Origin of the sequence: Pseudoalteromonas sp. DY56-GL79 (assembly GCF_041414765.1) — a bacterium.
GTDB classification, from domain to species: Bacteria; Pseudomonadota; Gammaproteobacteria; order Enterobacterales; family Alteromonadaceae; genus Pseudoalteromonas; species Pseudoalteromonas piscicida.
Genome location: NZ_JANHZS010000004.1, coordinates 193,217 through 209,344 on the forward strand (window position 1 = coordinate 193,217; position 16,128 = coordinate 209,344).

Genomic DNA, 16,128 nt, shown 5'->3' on the forward strand with positions numbered 1-16,128 from the left:
GAAATAAATTTAATTTTTGGTTTAATTGCTCACAGATTCAACAACTTCAGCGATTTTTTGGGCAAAATCGATAACTTGCTTCTGTTGCTGAGCTTCAACCATGACGCGAACCACTGGCTCTGTACCAGATTTACGCAATAGCACTCTGCCCTTTCCGGCAAGCTGAGTTTCAACTTCAGCGACAACCGCTTTAACAGCGGCTTGCTCGGTTGGATCATCTTTAGTGCTATAGCGCACGTTAATCATCTTCATTGGGTATTTGCTAAAACCTTCACCCAAATCTTTTAATGTTTTATTCTGCGCAACCATGGCAGCAAGCACTTGTAAGCTAGAGACAATGCCATCACCGGTGCTGATCAGATCCAGATTTAAAACGTGACCTGAACTTTCGCCGCCAATTTTCCAGCCTTTCTCACCAAGAAGCTCCATTACATAGCGGTCACCGACCTTACTACGCTCAAAAGCAATTCCGCGTGATTTAAGGGCGTTTTCGAGCCCCATGTTAGACATTACCGTACCTACAACACCGCCACCTAATGTGCCATCGGCATGAGCTTGGCAAGCGATAATATAGACGATGTCATCACCATCAAATACATGACCGTCGTGATCGACCATCATGACTCGGTCACCATCACCATCATAAGCAATACCAACATCCGCTTGATGTTCAAGTACGGCTTTTTTCAATGCTTCGACATGCGTTGCACCGCATTTTTCGTTGATGTTGACACCATTAGGTTCACACGCAGTTGTGATCACGTCCGCACCAAGTTCACGCATGACACTTGGCGCAATGTGATAAGTCGCGCCATTTGCGCAGTCCAGTACCACTTTCAACCCTTCAAGCGATAGCTCTTTAGGAAATTGGCCTTTACAAAATTCGATATAGCGACCATCCGCACTCTCTAGACGCTTAGCTTTACCGAGTTTTTCAGACGCGACACACGTCATCGGTTCATCCAGCTTTGCTTCTATTGCAAGTTCCACCTCGTCAGGGAGCTTTTTACCATCGCCACCAAAAAACTTGATGCCATTGTCATGGTATGGATTATGAGATGCACTGATCACAATACCAGCCTCAGCTCTGAACGTTTGCGTCAAGTAAGCAACAGCAGGTGTCGGCATAGGCCCCAATAAAATCACATTGATCCCAGCGGCAATTAACCCAGCCTCTAACGCGGTTTCAAGAAGGTAGCCAGAAATGCGGGTATCTTTGCCAATAATTACCTTTTTGGTACCACGCTCAGACAGCACTTTTCCAGCCGCCCAGCCTAGTTTCATTGCAAATTCAGGCGTAATTGGGAACTCGCCCACCATGCCCCTTACACCATCCGTACCGAAGTACTTTCTTGTTGTCATTGAGTAACTCCATTGACCGACGCTAGCCATACATTAAGCGCGTCGCTTGTTTCTTTTACGTCATGAACACGAATTATGTGAGCGCCTTTCTGCGCACATATCAATGCACCAGCTAGACTCGCAGCTACGCGCTCATGCGTTTCCCGAGTGAGTAGTTGTCCAAACATGGACTTTCTAGAGAGGCCTGTCAGAATAGGCAAATCGAAAGCATGAAACTTGTCCAATCCACCTAATATCTGAAAGTTATGCTCTAGAGATTTACCGAAGCCAAAACCTGGATCTAAAATCAGCCGGTTGGTATCAATCCCAGCTTGCTTGCACGCACTGATCCTAGCTTCGAAAAACTGACTGATGTCTGAAAATAAGTCATCATAGTGAGGGTTATTTTGCATTGAGCGAGGTTGACCTTGCATATGCATTAAACAAATTGGTACATCACTGTATTGAGCTGCGACTTCAAGCGCACCTGGCTCTTGCAACGCTCGAACATCATTAATGATATCAGCACCAGCCTCTATTGCTTGTTTCATTACCTCGGCTTTACTAGTATCTACCGAAATCACACAGTTAGAGTGTGTGCGAATTGCTTTAATAATCGGTATTACGCGCTGTAATTCTTCTTCTAATTCTACGTCTGGCGCGCCGGGACGAGTGGACTCTCCACCTATGTCTAAGATGGTAGCGCCTTGTGAAAGCATTAAATTTGCTTGCTCGATTGCGCTATCAAGGTGAGTAAAATGTCCACCATCAGAAAATGAGTCGGGAGTAACATTTAAAATCCCCATTACCTGAGGCTTATCTAAACTAAGGGTGCGCCCTTTGGGTAAACGTAACTCGTACATTCTATACCTATTTTCTGTAGTCTAAGTTTGGTGATAACGAAAGGCTTATAGCAGTTGATTTAAGTTCTCGCATTGAATGCTAATAAAACTTATATCAACTGATACAAAAAAGCCCCGATTGCTCGGGGCTGTCGTATTCTACCTAATCTTACGATTTGTCATCAAGTTCTGAGTTTGATGATGTGTCGTTTGACTGCTCTTCTGCTGGTTTTTCAGCTTTAGGCTCAGGTTTTATGTCTGTTACTTTCGCAGATTCTGCTTTTTTCTCTGGCTTAATGTCATGCGCATCCCTTGGTGGACGAACATCACGACGCTCCATTAGATCATCAATCTGCAATGCATCAATCGTTTCGTATTTCATCAACGCATCTTTCATCGTGTGAAGAATATCCATATTATCTTTTAGGATTTGCTCCGCCCGTTTGTAGTTGCGATCGATGAAATCTTTAATTTCAGCATCAATAAGCTTAGCGGTTTCATCTGACATACCTGACATGCGATGAGAACCACCACCCATGTACATCTCGCCTTGCTCTTCTAAGTACATCTGTGGACCAAGTTTCGGACTTAAGCCCCACTGAGTAACCATTTTCTTAGCAATATCGGTTGCGCGCTCAATATCGTTGCTCGCGCCTGTCGTTACTTTGTCATCGCCGTAAATCAGCGCTTCAGCGATACGACCACCGTATAAACTCGAAAGCATAGATTCTAGGTGTTGCTTAGAGTGACTTACACGGTCTTGCTCCGGTAAGTACATTGTTACACCTAATGCGCGACCACGTGGAATAATCGACACTTTATATACTGGATCATGCTCAGGCACTAAACGACCAACAATCGCGTGACCGGCTTCGTGATAAGCCGTCATTTCCTTCTCTTGCTCGCTCATCACCATGGACTTACGCTCAGCACCCATCATGATTTTATCTTTCGCGGCGTCAAATTCCGCCATACTTACCTTACGCTTGTTGCCACGAGCAGCAAACAGTGCAGCCTCATTCACAAGGTTAGCTAAGTCAGCACCAGAAAAGCCCGGCGTACCACGTGCAATCACTGACGCTTCAACATTATCGTCTAAAGGCACTTTACGCATGTGAACGTTTAAGATTTGTTCACGACCACGAATATCCGGAAGACCAACCACGACTTGGCGATCGAAACGACCAGGACGTAATAATGCAGGATCTAGTACATCAGGACGGTTAGTAGCAGCAATAACGATAATACCTTCGTTACCCTCAAAGCCATCCATTTCTACAAGCATTTGGTTAAGTGTTTGCTCTCGCTCGTCGTGACCACCGCCCATACCGGCGCCACGTTTACGGCCTACCGCATCGATTTCATCGATAAAGATAATACAAGGCGCAGCTTTCTTTGCCTGTTCAAACATGTCACGGACACGAGATGCACCAACACCGACAAACATTTCTACGAAGTCAGAACCGGAAATGGTAAAGAATGGTACTTTTGCTTCGCCAGCAACGGCTTTAGCAAGTAGGGTTTTACCCGTACCTGGAGGACCAACCATTAACACGCCTTTCGGAATGCTACCGCCCAATTTTTGGAACTTTGACGGGTCACGCAAGAAATCTACTAGCTCAGTAACATCTTCTTTCGCTTCGTCACAACCAGCAACGTCCGCAAATGTTGTCTTAACTTGGTCTTCGCTCATTAGTCGAGCTTTACTTTTACCAAACGACATTGCGCCTTTGCCGCCACCGCCTTGCATTTGGCGCATGAAGAAAATCCATACCCCAATAAGCAAAAGCATTGGAAACCAAGAAATAAAGATGTTTGCAAGGAAAGATTGCTCTTCCGGTGCAACGCCTTTGATATTTACGTCGTTCTTAAGTAAGTCATTAACCAAATCCAAATCAGTTAATGGAATTACTGTTTGAAAACGATCTCCACTTGAACGAACGCCACTAATCACGCCGGTTTGACGATCAATACTGACTTCTCTTACAGAGCCATTGCGCACATCCTTTACAAATTGTGTGTAACTCGTTTGGCGATCATATTGTTCGCCACCGTTAAAGCTCTGGAACACAGTCATTAGCACTACTGCAATCACTAACCAGAGTATTAGATTTTTAGCCATATCGCTCAAGGAGTTAACCTCTTGTATCCAAAAAAATTCAAATTCAACTTGATGCTTTCCAACTGTACTACAGTTTGTAGCCCGTCGCCACTACATATACTTCGCGTGAACGAGGACGAGACGCTTTTGGTTTACGGATCTTTACGACCTTAAAACAATTACGTACCTCTTGTACAAATTGATCAAAGCCTTCTCCTTGGAAAACTTTAACCGCAAATGCACCGTTTGATTTTAGCACTTGATGGCACATATCTAATGCTAGCTCGACCAGATACATACTGCCAGATTGATCGGTTGACATATTTCCGCTCATATTTGGTGCCATATCAGAAAAAACCACATCAACATTCTTACCGTTTATTCTATCCAGTAATGCATTTAATACCGCTTCTTCTCTGAAGTCCCCCTGAAGGAAATCAACCCCCGCTAATGAGTCCATCGGTAAGATATCACAAGCAATAACTTGTCCGTCAATATCTACCTGCTCTGCGAGATACTGCGACCAGCTCCCTGGAGCCGCCCCTAAATCAACTACCGTCATTCCTTTACGGATCAATTTATCCTTTTGCTGGACTTCTTCCAGCTTAAAAACCGCTCGTGAACGATAGCCACGTTTTTGGGCTTCATGCACATACGGGTCTTCTACGTGTTCTTTTAACCAACGTTTCGAACTGGCGGAATGTTTTTTATTTGCCATATTAACTACAACTCATTAGTAATATTGTCTAGATGGCGTTAGAATATCGATAATTCAAGCCTTTTAATAAATAAGATTGTATCAATATGACCTTATCAAATAAACAAAAGCAGTTCCTAAAAGGGCTAGCTCATTCTTTAAACCCAGTTGTTCTTCTAGGCGCAAACGGCCTAACCGAAGGCGTCATGGCTGAAATTGAGCAAAACCTGAACATTCACGAACTTATCAAGGTAAAAGTACCAACCAATGATCGTGAAACTAAGAAACTGATTTTTGAAGCAATTGTTCGTGAAACAAATGCACATAAAGTACAAACCATTGGCCATATCATTGTATTGTACCGCCAAAGCGAAGACAAAAAGATCCAGTTACCTCGTAACTAATCTTTGTTGTCTGCGACGTTTTCACCTGAAGACGTCGCAATCTCTTGTAATAAACTTGCTTCTTCCGCTTTTACTTTCTTAATTTCCTGCTCACTCACCTGAGGCAGTAATTTCTTCTCAAGCGCCAATGCGTCAACAATAAAATCGTTCGTTAACTGATTAATGATACCACTCTCTGCATTTAACAGTAGACTAAACCCAACTCCAAGCTCTGGAATAATCACGACATCGGTACGATAACCTTGCACCCAGCCGCTATGGTAATAGAGCAACTTGCCATCATAGCGATAAATTCGCCATCCAAGTCCATAGTAAGCTTCTTCTACATGACCACGCCAAACACGCCTGCGCAGCTCACGTTTCGTCAACGTATACGGCACTGATTGCTTACTCAGAGCATCTGGTGATAAAACACTTGGATACAGACCTAATTGTGCTTTTAACCACTGCGCCATATCAGCAGCACTAGCGTTTACACCAGCTGCGGGGAGCACTTTATAATAATGCGGCTTTAATTTAGCGGTATGCCAACGCTTTCGCCCTCTGACATGCGGCCACGCAAAATTATCATTTTTTGTCATTTGCTCGTAGCCTAGACCGGCGTCATGCATATTAAGTGGCGCGAAAACAAACTCTTCCATCCAAGTTTTGTAACTAATGTTCGTCGCCTGCTCGATAACATCTCCAATTAAGCTAAACATGACATTTTGATAACCATAACACTCCCCGGGCTTACATAACGCTTTGACTTGCAGTAAGCGCTCAACAATTTGTGGGTAGTCCATGCGAGACTCGATTAAATTATCGTAGGCATTAGGTACTAAGCCACTCGAGTGACTTAACAAATGATAGAGCTTAAGTTGGCTATAATCACCTTTGGCGACTTGCGGCAAATAGCTACCCACTCTATCGTCAATATTAAAATACCCTTCGCTCGCCAATTTAGCCGTTAGACTTCCTGCAAACGTTTTTGAAACCGATGCCAAGCGAAAGCGAGTTTGTTCGTTGACCACACTTCCTTGACGACTTTTTGTCTTGCCAAAACCTTCTGCGTAGCTGCCGTGCTCGACATGCACGACGGATAAAGCAGCACCGGGCACCGATTTTTCTTTTAGTTTGCGCTCGACTTGCTTAGAATAGCTCTTTAAAAATTGTGACCATTGCTGGTTTGGGGTTTTTGCAATCGTTATTTTTGGATAACTAATGCAAAAAAAACAAACTAATGTGAGAATTAGCGACTTCATAATGACTCATTTCATTAACACTCGCCCGCCATACTAACATGATGAATTGGCGGAACTCACTAAATATAAGAAAATAACTGTTTAATTGAGGTATTTTAATGCGTTTAGTGCTAGCAGCTCTATGTACAAGTCTACTTTTTGGATGTGTCACCACAGCGCCATTAGCGCCAAAGTTAGATGTACCTAAGAAGCCACTACTAAAAAAGTCTGTTTATCAAATCAGCTATAGTACCGAACTTAATTCCGCACGAATTAAATCAGTGCAATTGCCCGCTCACCCACTTGCTCAAGGTGACACAGTCTACATCAATGCCGATAAGGTCAGTTTGACTGATACACTGAGAAAGCAGATTGTTGCTTTACTTGAGAAAAAAGGTCTGAAAGTTGTTGCAGCTAAAAACGCAAACTACACGCTAACGATTCATCAACTTGATTTGGAATTTGCAGCTAATAAAACGTACGCACTGGATAGGCCAAGAAATCCACATCCACATATTGCTGAACTTGCTCAAAATTCGCCAGCATTTCAATGTACTAATATTGTAGCTTCTGTCAGTATGCGTTTAGCGCATCAAGCATCATCCGATGTTGTCTGGTTTGCCAAGTCATCGGTAGATAGCGCAGGCTTCCAAGGTATCCCTTTACAATTCACCTTTACTGAAGTGGAAAAAATAGAAAACGAACACGATGTACTGTCGTTTATCGTCGCACAAAATACCGACGAGGCACGCCGTCAACGTGGCCAGAAGCCTGTTGATATTCCTCCTTACAAGGTAACTAAAACGGTTTCACCGCTTGAGAAAACCGCTGGTGCATGTACCCAAACGGAAGTGTCAGCGTTAACAGCTGATATGCAAAAACACTTGGCCGAGAGTCTAATTGAGAAACTAAACGTTAAGTAGCATAAGTACTCGCCAGTTTGACAAAGGTTAACTGCAAGCTGGCGCTACACTTATTTACAGACAATAACGCTTTTAGGATTATACTCGACGCAGAAAAATAAAAAGTTCGGAGTAAAGACATGGAGCAATACGGCACAATCTTATTGGTTGAAGATGATACTTCATTGGCGCAATGGGTCGCTGAATATCTTGATAACCAAGGCTATAAAACACATTGCTGCTATCGCGGTGATGAAGTTATTGAACGTGTTAAGTCACTAGACCCCGACCTTGTTTTACTTGATCTTATGCTTCCAGGTAAGGACGGTATCAGCGTATGCCGCGACTTACGTCAGTTTTATAACAAGCCTGTTATTATGCTCACTGCCAAAGATGAAGAAATGGATGAAGTCATCGGTTTGGAAGTTGGTGCTAGCGATTACGTTATCAAGCCCGTTCGTCCTCGTGCCTTACTCGCTCGAATCAAAGCAAATGTGCGCGCTGCACAAGAAAAACCCCAAGATCATCACGCAGCCAATCACGAACTCGTAGTTGGACAGTTATGCATCGACACTCAAGCTCGCAAAGTCAGTGTTACTGGCCAAGAAGTCATCGTTTCTAGTGCTGAATATCTACTACTACAATTTTTAGCCAGTCACGCTGGTGAAGTTGTCTCTCGCGATGCGGTATTTAAAGCGACAAAAGGAAGAGAGTATGACGGCCTCGACAGAAGCGTTGATGTGCTCATTTCTGCCTTGCGTAAAAAGTTTAATGATGATCCTCAAAACCCAGAAAAAATTAAAACGGTGTGGGGTAAAGGATATCTACTCGTACCATCAGCTTGGTAATGAAGGTCGCAAGCTAATATCGTGAAGAAACTCTACATCTACTTACTCGCTGGTGCATTGATTTCGATCTTTGCACTGGGTTGGGTGATCGACACCTATAATCAGCAAACCGCTCCTTTAGAAGATAGTTTTGAGTGGCAGAGCAAACTAATTACCGGCCTTGCGAAACAAGTTGCAAATATTGAGCAGGAAGAGCGCGAAAATGCAACGGCTTTAATTGCTCAACAATTCGACATCAACATCCGGTATAAAGATGGCGATACTTTAGCCATGCCGCTCGAATTAAAACAACAGATGTTACTACCAGATGGGTTAGTGATAGAAAACGAGAATGTATATCTGCTAAAAACAACCCCTGAAATGGCGCCTGATTACGTTGAACTTGAATGGGAGCCTCAGGTTGAACAGGCAGATTACGACGTATTGCTGACATTATTTTTCTACGGTGGTATTTGCGCAATATTATGGTTTATTCTCTCTCCGTTAGTTAAACGCTTGATCGTTCTCAATACTGCAGCAAAGCACTTTGCCAGTGGTAATCTAAGCGCGCGCATCGCCCCAAATCATTTCACTTATATCCGTGACTTAGAAAATACCTTTAATCGAATGGCAAGCCAAATAGAGAAGTTGATGGCTGAGAATAAGCTAATGGCCTCCAGTCTTTCTCATGACATTCGGACACCTGTTGCGTGCTTAAGATTTGGCCTAGACGCAGCTTTAGATGAAAGTGACATCGATGCCATTCGCGATTATTTAGCGCGCATGGAAAAAGATCTAGATCAAATGGAAGATATGCTCTCGAGCTACCTATCTTTTGCGACGCTTGAACAAAAGTCTCATTTACTAAAACATGAAGTAACGACCCTATCTCGCTATGGTCAAGATCTGATGCAGCAAATGCAACCAAAGCTGCAAAATAACCAGCTGTCTGGTCGGGTAGAAATTCCGGAACACTTAATGATCCATGGTGACTTGCATTGGCTTGCAAGAGCGATAAGTAATTTGATCAGCAATGCCTGTGATTTTGCCACTGCCAGTGTATTATTAAGTGCACACCGCACTGAGCATTGGCTCATTATTACCGTTGAAGACGATGGCCCTGGGATCGCGAGACAAAATTGGGATAAAGTCTTTAGTCCTTTCTTTCAAGAGCAAACTCACCGTAACCGTGCAGGTAAAAGCTATGGCTTAGGCCTTGCAATCGTTGCAAAAGTCATGGATTGGCATCATGGTACAGCCACCGTTAGCCAGTCAGAACGATTAGGTGGCGCAAAATTTGTGCTTTCGCTACCCTGTAAAGAAAAATAATTATTGTAAATAAGTCGCTACACGTCGACTTATCTCATATAGAAATAATCGTGAAAACATTAGCTTATAAGCTAAGCTTTGCTTTTTGAGTGCAACAACTTAATTACGGCTAAATATCAGGCTAAAACTTGCGCTAAATCAAGGTAATTTACTCTTTTTATTTCTTTTTAATTACAGTAGATTGTCAGCGCCGTTAGAAATTTTTAGAGAAGTATAATAATTATGAGCAATGTCCGAGGAGAGTTCAGCTCTCGCTTTGGTTTTATTATGGCCGCCGCAGGGTCGGCGGTAGGTTTGGGAAACATTTGGGGGTTTCCAACACAAACGGCATCCAATGGTGGTGCTGCGTTTGTTTTAGTTTATCTGGTTTTGGCTTTTTGTCTTGCTTATCCAGCACTAATGGCAGAACTCGTCATTGGTCGTCACGGCCAAGCAAATGCCGTATCTTCACTGCGCAAACTAACAAATACAGCATGGCAAAGTAAGCTTGCTTTTGTTGTCGGATTCGGCGGCATAATTTGTGCGGGTCTCATTTTAAGTTTCTATGCAATCGTGGCTGGGTGGATGTTTAGCGCAACACTTGAACCCATCGCGGAAGTTGCATCAATGACTCAAGCGCAATCTTGGCTTGCTGATTCGTCTATGTCGCGCAACATCGTCTTTACAGCGGCCTTTATTGCACTCACCGTGCTTATAATTAGTAAAGGCGTAGAAAACGGCATTGAGAAGTGGTCAAAACGTTTGATGCCTGCTCTTATCGGTATTTTATTCTCGTTAATTGCGTATGTATTAACCCAAGAAGGTGCCGTTGAAGGTCTTAAGGTGTACCTTGTTCCTGACTTTTCTTCTGTGCTTAATCCACAGTTGCTCGTTGATGCCCTAGGACAAGCATTTTTCTCGCTTTCACTTGGTACCAGCGTGATGATCATTTACGGCTCATACATTAGTAAAAAAGAGAATTTAGTTTCACTTGGTGCCATGGTTACCTTAATCGACGTCTTTATCGCATTCGTTGCTGGCTTACTTATCATTCCCGCCATGTATGTCGCACAAGCGCAAGGCGTAGAGATTTTTGCGGCTGACGGCTCACTACTAAACGAAGACACCTTAGTGTTTCAAGTATTGCCAGCATTGTTTGATAGCATGGGTAGTATTGGCCTTTTAGTAAGCTTCGCTTTCTTTGCTCTGATGAGTATTGCCGCACTCACCTCGTCTATTTCGATGCTAGAAGCGCCCGTCTCCTATGCTGTTGAACGTTTTGCACTGGGCAGAGTGCAGGCCACCTGGATCATCGGTACCTTGGTAACAGCCGTAAGCTTCACCATTTTGGTAAACATCGAAACCCTGTTCGGCTTTACTGTTAGCCTGACAACAAAGTTTGGTCAGCCACTACTTGGCATGCTGTGCTGTGTATTTGTCGGTTGGATTTGGCACAGAGCAAAACTGCTTAAAGAAATTGAATCAGGATGCCCGGAAGTTGGTAGTAGTTTCTTCTGGAAAGTATGGCCTTGGTACATCCGCTTTGTTTGTCCAATTGCCATTGCTGCGGTATTTTTAAACTCACTATAATTTCGCTCATAAAAAGAGGCTACGCATAGCCTCTTTTACTTTTTCACAAATAACATATCCTGATGCGGGATCCCATCTTCTAGATATTCTTCACCTTGCTTCACAAAGCCGAGCCCCGTATAAAACTTGTCTAGATAACACTGCGCAGAAATAACTAGAGTCTCATTAGAAATCTCCGTTTCACAACAAGCAATCGCACGATGCATAAGGTCATGTGCAACGCCCTGCCCTCGAAGCATTGATGAAACAATAACACGGCCAATGGATGCAGTAGTTGCGGATTTTCTATAACAACGTGCATACGCTAAAATTTGTCCATCTTTAACTAAAAATAGATGTCGAGTTTCAGGCGCCCTATCGGTATCATCAATTTCTGGATAGGGACATGCTTGTTCCACAACGAATACATCAACCCTTAGCTTTAAAATCTCAAAAAGCTCATCTTTAGTGAGCGCATCATAACTTTTAATTTGCCAATTCATATTATTCTCTGTCATACCAATTAGCTTAATTAAGACTAATTGGTATCCTTTATGCCTAAAACAAAAACGCCCAGACAAAGCTGGGCATTTTAGAGTAAATTAAGTGATTATGAGAACAGCCGCTCCAACTGATCGCACAATTGAGAGATATTTACGTGATCGTGCTCAATCGTTAGATCGACGTAACCATCCCCTCGAAACGCTCTGTCCAACTCTATCAGTACATGAGTTCGATGCGCTTCAGGTACAAACGAAAGCTCAACTTCTTGTAGTCCAAATAATGCACGTGAGTTTGGTCGGTATTCTAATTCTTGGTAACAACCAGAAACAGACTGAAACTCAGACGCTCGTAAATAGCCCTTTTCTACATCCGCTTTTACTAAATGGAAACCTAAACGCTCCATCGCTGTCATACATGCTTTCACAGCTTCATTTGGATAAATGTGTAAAGCATCTTTGTCTGACGGATCGATTGCTAAATCAATGTCTAAGCCAGTTTCAATCCAAACATGACAACGGTTGAAGCCTGCATTGATTTCTGTGATTGGTGTTTCTGAATGAAGTCGAGCTTCAAAAGGAATAACTTTTTCTTCGCCTGGGCCTATCGTGAAATTATTACCTACACGCCAACGGTCAATAACATGATTACTAAAGTATTCTCCGTCTTCCCCTTCAACCTTAACTCTTGTCATTAGCGCAAGCTCTAAACCTGTTACTTCTTGGCTAACGCCACCGCCTTTTATTACAATTTGCGCTTGAAATTTCTGTCCCGGGTGCAAATGCTCTGTTTCCAATACAGTGTCTACTTTTGCCGCACCGATACCGACAGATGCTAGGATCTTCTTAAACATTACGTCTCCTGTCCGGTATGTCCTTACCTGCATCATAACCATATTTTTTCCAACTTGTCAGCGAAAATTTATAATTTATATATCAGGAGGTTTTGGTACACTGCTCATATCTTGGATAAAAATTTAAAGTTATGGAACTGCTCTATTTTGCTGTCGCATTTGCATGCGGATTTTCTGTTTATCAATTAAAGCTTCCTCCTTTGATTGGTTTTTTGATGGCAGGCTTTGTCTTAAACCTACTTGGCCATAAAACCACGGACTTACTTACCCAACTGGCAGATCTTGGTGTAACGCTGCTGCTTTTCAGCATCGGCTTAAAATTACGAGTTGGTAACTTGATAAAGCCTCAGGTTTGGGCACCTGCGAGTATGCACATCATTACCAGTACGGCGTTTTTCGCTAGCCTGTTGTTGATGCTAGGGACGATGAGCCTACCTTTATTTACCGACCTAGACTGGCAAAGCGCTTTACTGGTTGGTTTTGCATTTAGCTTTTCCAGTACCGTTTTTGCGGTAAAAGTGCTGGAAGAACGCGGTGAAATGGCAAGTCTTCACGGTAAAATCTCAATCGGTATTTTGGTTATGCAAGATATCTTTGCGGTTATCTTTCTCGCCGTCAGTACAGGCAAAGTACCCAATATTTGGGCACTGGCACTGCTTGTGGTGCTACCGCTTGTACGTCCAGTTATGTTTTGGGTATTAAGCCGCTCAAAGCATGGCGAGTTACTCCCTCTTTTTGGCTTCTTTTTTGCCTTGGTCGCAGGTTATCATGCCTTTGAATTTGCGGGTCTCAAAGGAGATCTCGGTGCGCTGATCATGGGTATGATTTTCGCCCCACATAAAAAAGCTGGTGAGTTGTCAAAATCCCTACTGAATGTGAAAGACATCTTGCTTGTTGGATTTTTCTTGAATATTGGTTTGAATGCCACGATTACACTGGACGCGCTTTTAATAGCGATTCTACTGGTAATTGTTTTACCGATTAAAGTCTCTCTTTATTATCTCTTCACCAATATGTTCAAATTGCGTGCTCGTACATCGCTATTGAGCGCTTTTACACTCACTAACTATAGCGAGTTTGGTCTTATTGTCTGTTCCGTTGCATCTGCTTCTGGTGCGGTTGCTCCTGACTGGTTAGCGGTCGTGGCTATTGCTGTTTCTATTACTTTTGTGATTGCCTCTCCGCTAAACAAACGCTCGAACGAAATCTACGTTAAATTAGAGCCTTGGTTATTAAAGTTCGAGAGCCAAGACCGCTTAGAAGAAGAACTACCCGTAAACCTGACCGATACAAAAATCGTAATATTTGGCATGGGAAGAATTGGAACAGGTGCTTATGAAACAATACAAGCCAGTTTCCCTGATACCGTTGCAGGTGTAGATATTAAACCTGAGGTGGTTGAAAAACATGTGTCCAGAGGCCGCAGAGTATTAACCGCCGACGCAACCGATCCTGACTTTTGGCAACGTGTAAATCATTCTGAAGTAGAAATGGTAATGCTCGCGATGCCAAAGCATATGCAAAACATTTACGCACTAGAGCAGCTCAAAGCATCGGGTTATAACGGCCAAGTTACCGCCATTGCGAACTACCCTGATCAACAGAAGGAATTAGAAGAAATGGGCGTGAATTCTACCTATAACTTCTACCTTGAAGCAGGTAGTGGTTTTGCAGAACACGTAAAAGAGAAATTATTTACTTAAATTAGATATTGGTTCTCAGTATCATAATTGGTACTGAGAACTATTTTCATATTCAGATCATTGCGTTACGTCTAGACGTCTATTTTTATTGTTTCATTCCTCTCATTATTCGATTTACAAAGCTTTACATCCAAGATGGTAATTAGCCCCCACTTCAGAGTAAACTGATCACATCGGACATGGCGTAAGTATCTATTTTATGAACATAAATTGATACCGAATGCCCTTTGAACATCGTGTCACTGGATTGTGAACAAGCTATACCTTTGGGGGTTTTATGATTAAGAATAAATCTAATGGTCAATTTTCTGCAGTAGTGGATGACGTCAAGGCTGCGCCTTTTTCAGACCTCCAAGAAAGACTAGACGCAATTCAGGACAGCGGTATGACAGCGCTGGCAATTCGCAATATCCTCTTTCATAAAATGCTCGATATGCATGCGGTACCAAACGATCATTATTTAAGAGATGAAGAAACTCCGAGCCGTTTAGACGATCCAAAACTAATTGAGAAGTTAAATGAGCTAGGCTTTTTCCGCAGCAAGCCTTCATCGCAACTACACTAGTAAAGATTTAGGGAGCCTACTCTCCCACATAGGCTGACAATGCCCGTCGTCAGCCTATTTTCCTCTTCCAACGATAAGCCTTTTCCTTTTACCCAAGTATTCTTATTCACAGTAATAAAACACGTAAGCTATAAGGTGATCTGCAACAGCAATTTTTCCCTGCAAAGATGTGGAGCTGAGTAACTGAGGTCAGTCACCCTGTGGAGATTTAAGTGGCGGGTTATTTTTCTTTTTCGGTAATAACGTTTTCCAAGCCTGCTTGAATGGCTTCAAGTAAATTGCGGTCAGTGAATCATGCCCTGCATCATATTGCCCAACTCCAATGGTAATTTTACCCGCACTCGAGGCCTTAATAAGCGAACCATACATACGGTCCCAAATGGCTAGTGCTGAACCTAAGTTGGTATCAAAATGGATTGGATTGCTACTGTGATGCACTTGGTGTTGTGCAGGACTAATAAACCAATTCTCTAGCCTATTACCCCAACTCAGCCATATATGTGAATGCCTTAAATTAGCCCCAAAGATATTAAATAAAAAGACAAACGCATTCGCACCAAGAATATCGTACATACTCAAGCTACTGCCAAATACGTAATACCCTATTCCAACTACAATTCCTTGAGTTAATGCCATACGACAGGCGTACAGGTAGCTTTCAACGGGATGTGAGCGATAAATGGTAAAGGGAGTCAGGACTTTTGCAGAATGGTGCACCTTGTGAAACTCCCAAAAGAATGGGATTTTATGTAGGATCAGGTGCAGCAAGAACCGAGTGAAGTCATCGACTATAAATAAAAATAACGTAAATAGTCCAATCACCAGCCATTCTGGCGCTTCAAGATGTAAAGCTGGACCAAAAAGCGCTTCAAGCCCACCGGATAACCCTAGCGCCACCGGTACCATAGTCAACACGATAGGCGTGAACGTCGCCGCCTTTATCAATCGATTTGTGACCAATAAACAGTAATCGAGCTTGGCGCTTTTGCACCACCACACTTGCTTGGGAAACAGAAACTTTAAAAAACCTTTACCAGAGCGCGCTTTTTCTGTGGCGATATAAACAGGAACAGCCATCAAAATGGCACTAAACAAGTATGGCAAATACACTCTTTTATTGGCATCGAACAAGTAGCCTGGGAGTTCAGTAATGCTTTGCCATAATTGCTCTAACATAGTCATTTCCATCAAAAAGAAATAATGAGTTCATATATTTTTGGAATAGCTCCATAGGTCTAGCGACAAGCCGCCATGAAGCTGCGGCCCTTATTTTAAGAGCCGCATAGACAATC

General features: G+C 42.9%; 15 protein-coding genes. 7 read left to right on the forward strand and 8 right to left on the reverse strand.

The genetic code is table 11. The features are described 5' to 3' along the window. Positions 1 to 21 precede the first annotated feature (21 nt). From glmM to rlmE, 4 genes are all read right to left on the reverse strand, one after another. Entirely contained in the window at positions 22 to 1,362 is a 1,341-nt protein-coding gene (gene glmM / locus NO992_RS04560; protein ID WP_371374714.1) for a phosphoglucosamine mutase, read from the reverse strand. After that, positions 1,359 to 2,204 (reverse strand): dihydropteroate synthase, encoded by an 846-nt coding sequence (gene folP, locus NO992_RS04565; RefSeq protein ID WP_010373857.1) that lies wholly within the window; start codon positions 2,202 to 2,204, stop codon positions 1,359 to 1,361. Before folP ends, glmM begins: the two co-directional genes overlap by 4 nt. Before the next feature lie 148 nt (positions 2,205 to 2,352). Beyond that, positions 2,353 to 4,305: an ATP-dependent zinc metalloprotease FtsH gene (gene ftsH, locus NO992_RS04570; protein ID WP_371374717.1), complete on the reverse strand. Its 1,953-nt coding sequence runs from the start codon at positions 4,303 to 4,305 to the stop codon at positions 2,353 to 2,355. Between the two features lie 67 nt (positions 4,306 to 4,372). Further along, entirely contained in the window at positions 4,373 to 5,002 is a 630-nt protein-coding gene (gene rlmE / locus NO992_RS04575) for a 23S rRNA (uridine(2552)-2'-O)-methyltransferase RlmE (protein WP_095728537.1), read from the reverse strand. A gap of 86 nt (positions 5,003 to 5,088) precedes the next feature. On the opposite strand from rlmE, the gene yhbY reads away from it, so the two are divergent. After that, the gene (gene yhbY / locus NO992_RS04580) at positions 5,089 to 5,385 is read left to right on the forward strand and encodes a ribosome assembly RNA-binding protein YhbY (RefSeq protein ID WP_010373854.1); all 297 of its coding nucleotides are present in this window, start codon (positions 5,089 to 5,091) and stop codon (positions 5,383 to 5,385) included. Here yhbY and NO992_RS04585 read toward each other — a convergent pair. Beyond that, positions 5,382 to 6,629: a serine hydrolase domain-containing protein gene (locus tag NO992_RS04585; protein ID WP_371374721.1), complete on the reverse strand. Its 1,248-nt coding sequence runs from the start codon at positions 6,627 to 6,629 to the stop codon at positions 5,382 to 5,384. The genes yhbY and NO992_RS04585 overlap by 4 nt on opposite strands. A 98-nt stretch (positions 6,630 to 6,727) precedes the next feature. Here NO992_RS04585 and NO992_RS04590 point away from each other — a divergent pair, with 98 nt between their 5' ends. The 4 genes from NO992_RS04590 to NO992_RS04605 all read left to right on the forward strand — a co-directional run bounded on the left by NO992_RS04590 (position 6,728) and on the right by NO992_RS04605 (position 11,235). Beyond that, positions 6,728 to 7,531: a hypothetical protein gene (locus NO992_RS04590; protein WP_010373851.1), complete on the forward strand. Its 804-nt coding sequence runs from the start codon at positions 6,728 to 6,730 to the stop codon at positions 7,529 to 7,531. Positions 7,532 to 7,650: 119 nt separating this feature from the next. Further along, positions 7,651 to 8,358, forward strand: a complete 708-nt coding sequence (locus tag NO992_RS04595; RefSeq protein ID WP_010373849.1) for a response regulator — start codon at positions 7,651 to 7,653, stop codon at positions 8,356 to 8,358. 21 nt (positions 8,359 to 8,379) lie between these two features. Beyond that, the gene (locus NO992_RS04600) at positions 8,380 to 9,666 is read left to right on the forward strand and encodes a HAMP domain-containing sensor histidine kinase (protein ID WP_010373847.1); all 1,287 of its coding nucleotides are present in this window, start codon (positions 8,380 to 8,382) and stop codon (positions 9,664 to 9,666) included. Between the two features lie 222 nt (positions 9,667 to 9,888). Continuing rightward, positions 9,889 to 11,235, forward strand: a complete 1,347-nt coding sequence (locus tag NO992_RS04605; RefSeq protein WP_045963472.1) for a sodium-dependent transporter — start codon at positions 9,889 to 9,891, stop codon at positions 11,233 to 11,235. Between the two features lie 35 nt (positions 11,236 to 11,270). Here the strand turns inward: NO992_RS04605 and NO992_RS04610 are convergent, their stop codons facing one another. Together NO992_RS04610 and NO992_RS04615 are read right to left on the reverse strand one after the other, a co-directional pair. Next, a complete protein-coding gene (locus NO992_RS04610) occupies positions 11,271 to 11,717 on the reverse strand; it encodes a GNAT family N-acetyltransferase (RefSeq protein ID WP_371374725.1) in 447 nt (148 codons plus the stop codon). Between the two features lie 107 nt (positions 11,718 to 11,824). Then, a complete protein-coding gene (locus NO992_RS04615) occupies positions 11,825 to 12,568 on the reverse strand; it encodes a sporulation protein (RefSeq protein WP_371374728.1) in 744 nt (247 codons plus the stop codon). Positions 12,569 to 12,699: 131 nt separating this feature from the next. Between NO992_RS04615 and NO992_RS04620 the strand changes: the two genes are divergently transcribed. Together NO992_RS04620 and NO992_RS04625 are read left to right on the forward strand one after the other, a co-directional pair. Further along, positions 12,700 to 14,271 carry a cation:proton antiporter gene (locus tag NO992_RS04620; RefSeq protein WP_371374731.1) on the forward strand — a complete coding sequence of 524 codons (1,572 nt, stop codon included), beginning with the start codon at positions 12,700 to 12,702 and terminating at the stop codon, positions 14,269 to 14,271. Between the two features lie 277 nt (positions 14,272 to 14,548). Beyond that, complete coding sequence (locus NO992_RS04625; protein WP_010373837.1) at positions 14,549 to 14,836, forward strand: hypothetical protein; 288 nt, start codon at positions 14,549 to 14,551, stop codon at positions 14,834 to 14,836. Positions 14,837 to 15,025: 189 nt separating this feature from the next. Here NO992_RS04625 and NO992_RS04630 read toward each other — a convergent pair whose 3' ends face one another. Continuing rightward, a complete protein-coding gene (locus tag NO992_RS04630; RefSeq protein ID WP_371374734.1) occupies positions 15,026 to 16,012 on the reverse strand; it encodes a sterol desaturase family protein in 987 nt (328 codons plus the stop codon). Positions 16,013 to 16,128 lie beyond the last annotated feature (116 nt).

Bases quoted from the DNA above. Each gene is read 5' to 3' on its own strand.
- NO992_RS04585 (WP_371374721.1), bottom strand. From the start codon at position 6,629: ATGAAGTCGCTAATTCTCACATTAGTTTGTTTTTTTTGCATTAGTTAT.
- folP (WP_010373857.1), bottom strand. From the start codon at position 2,204: ATGTACGAGTTACGTTTACCCAAAGGGCGCACCCTTAGTTTAGATAAG.
- NO992_RS04610 (WP_371374725.1), bottom strand. From the start codon at position 11,717: ATGAATTGGCAAATTAAAAGTTATGATGCGCTCACTAAAGATGAGCTT.
- yhbY (WP_010373854.1), top strand. From the start codon at position 5,089: ATGACCTTATCAAATAAACAAAAGCAGTTCCTAAAAGGGCTAGCTCAT.
- NO992_RS04625 (WP_010373837.1), top strand. From the start codon at position 14,549: ATGATTAAGAATAAATCTAATGGTCAATTTTCTGCAGTAGTGGATGAC.
- glmM (WP_371374714.1), bottom strand. From the start codon at position 1,362: ATGACAACAAGAAAGTACTTCGGTACGGATGGTGTAAGGGGCATGGTG.
- NO992_RS04630 (WP_371374734.1), bottom strand. From the start codon at position 16,012: ATGTTAGAGCAATTATGGCAAAGCATTACTGAACTCCCAGGCTACTTG.
- rlmE (WP_095728537.1), bottom strand. From the start codon at position 5,002: ATGGCAAATAAAAAACATTCCGCCAGTTCGAAACGTTGGTTAAAAGAA.
- NO992_RS04615 (WP_371374728.1), bottom strand. From the start codon at position 12,568: ATGTTTAAGAAGATCCTAGCATCTGTCGGTATCGGTGCGGCAAAAGTA.
- NO992_RS04590 (WP_010373851.1), top strand. From the start codon at position 6,728: ATGCGTTTAGTGCTAGCAGCTCTATGTACAAGTCTACTTTTTGGATGT.
- NO992_RS04620 (WP_371374731.1), top strand. From the start codon at position 12,700: ATGGAACTGCTCTATTTTGCTGTCGCATTTGCATGCGGATTTTCTGTT.
- ftsH (WP_371374717.1), bottom strand. From the start codon at position 4,305: ATGGCTAAAAATCTAATACTCTGGTTAGTGATTGCAGTAGTGCTAATG.
- NO992_RS04605 (WP_045963472.1), top strand. From the start codon at position 9,889: ATGAGCAATGTCCGAGGAGAGTTCAGCTCTCGCTTTGGTTTTATTATG.
- NO992_RS04595 (WP_010373849.1), top strand. From the start codon at position 7,651: ATGGAGCAATACGGCACAATCTTATTGGTTGAAGATGATACTTCATTG.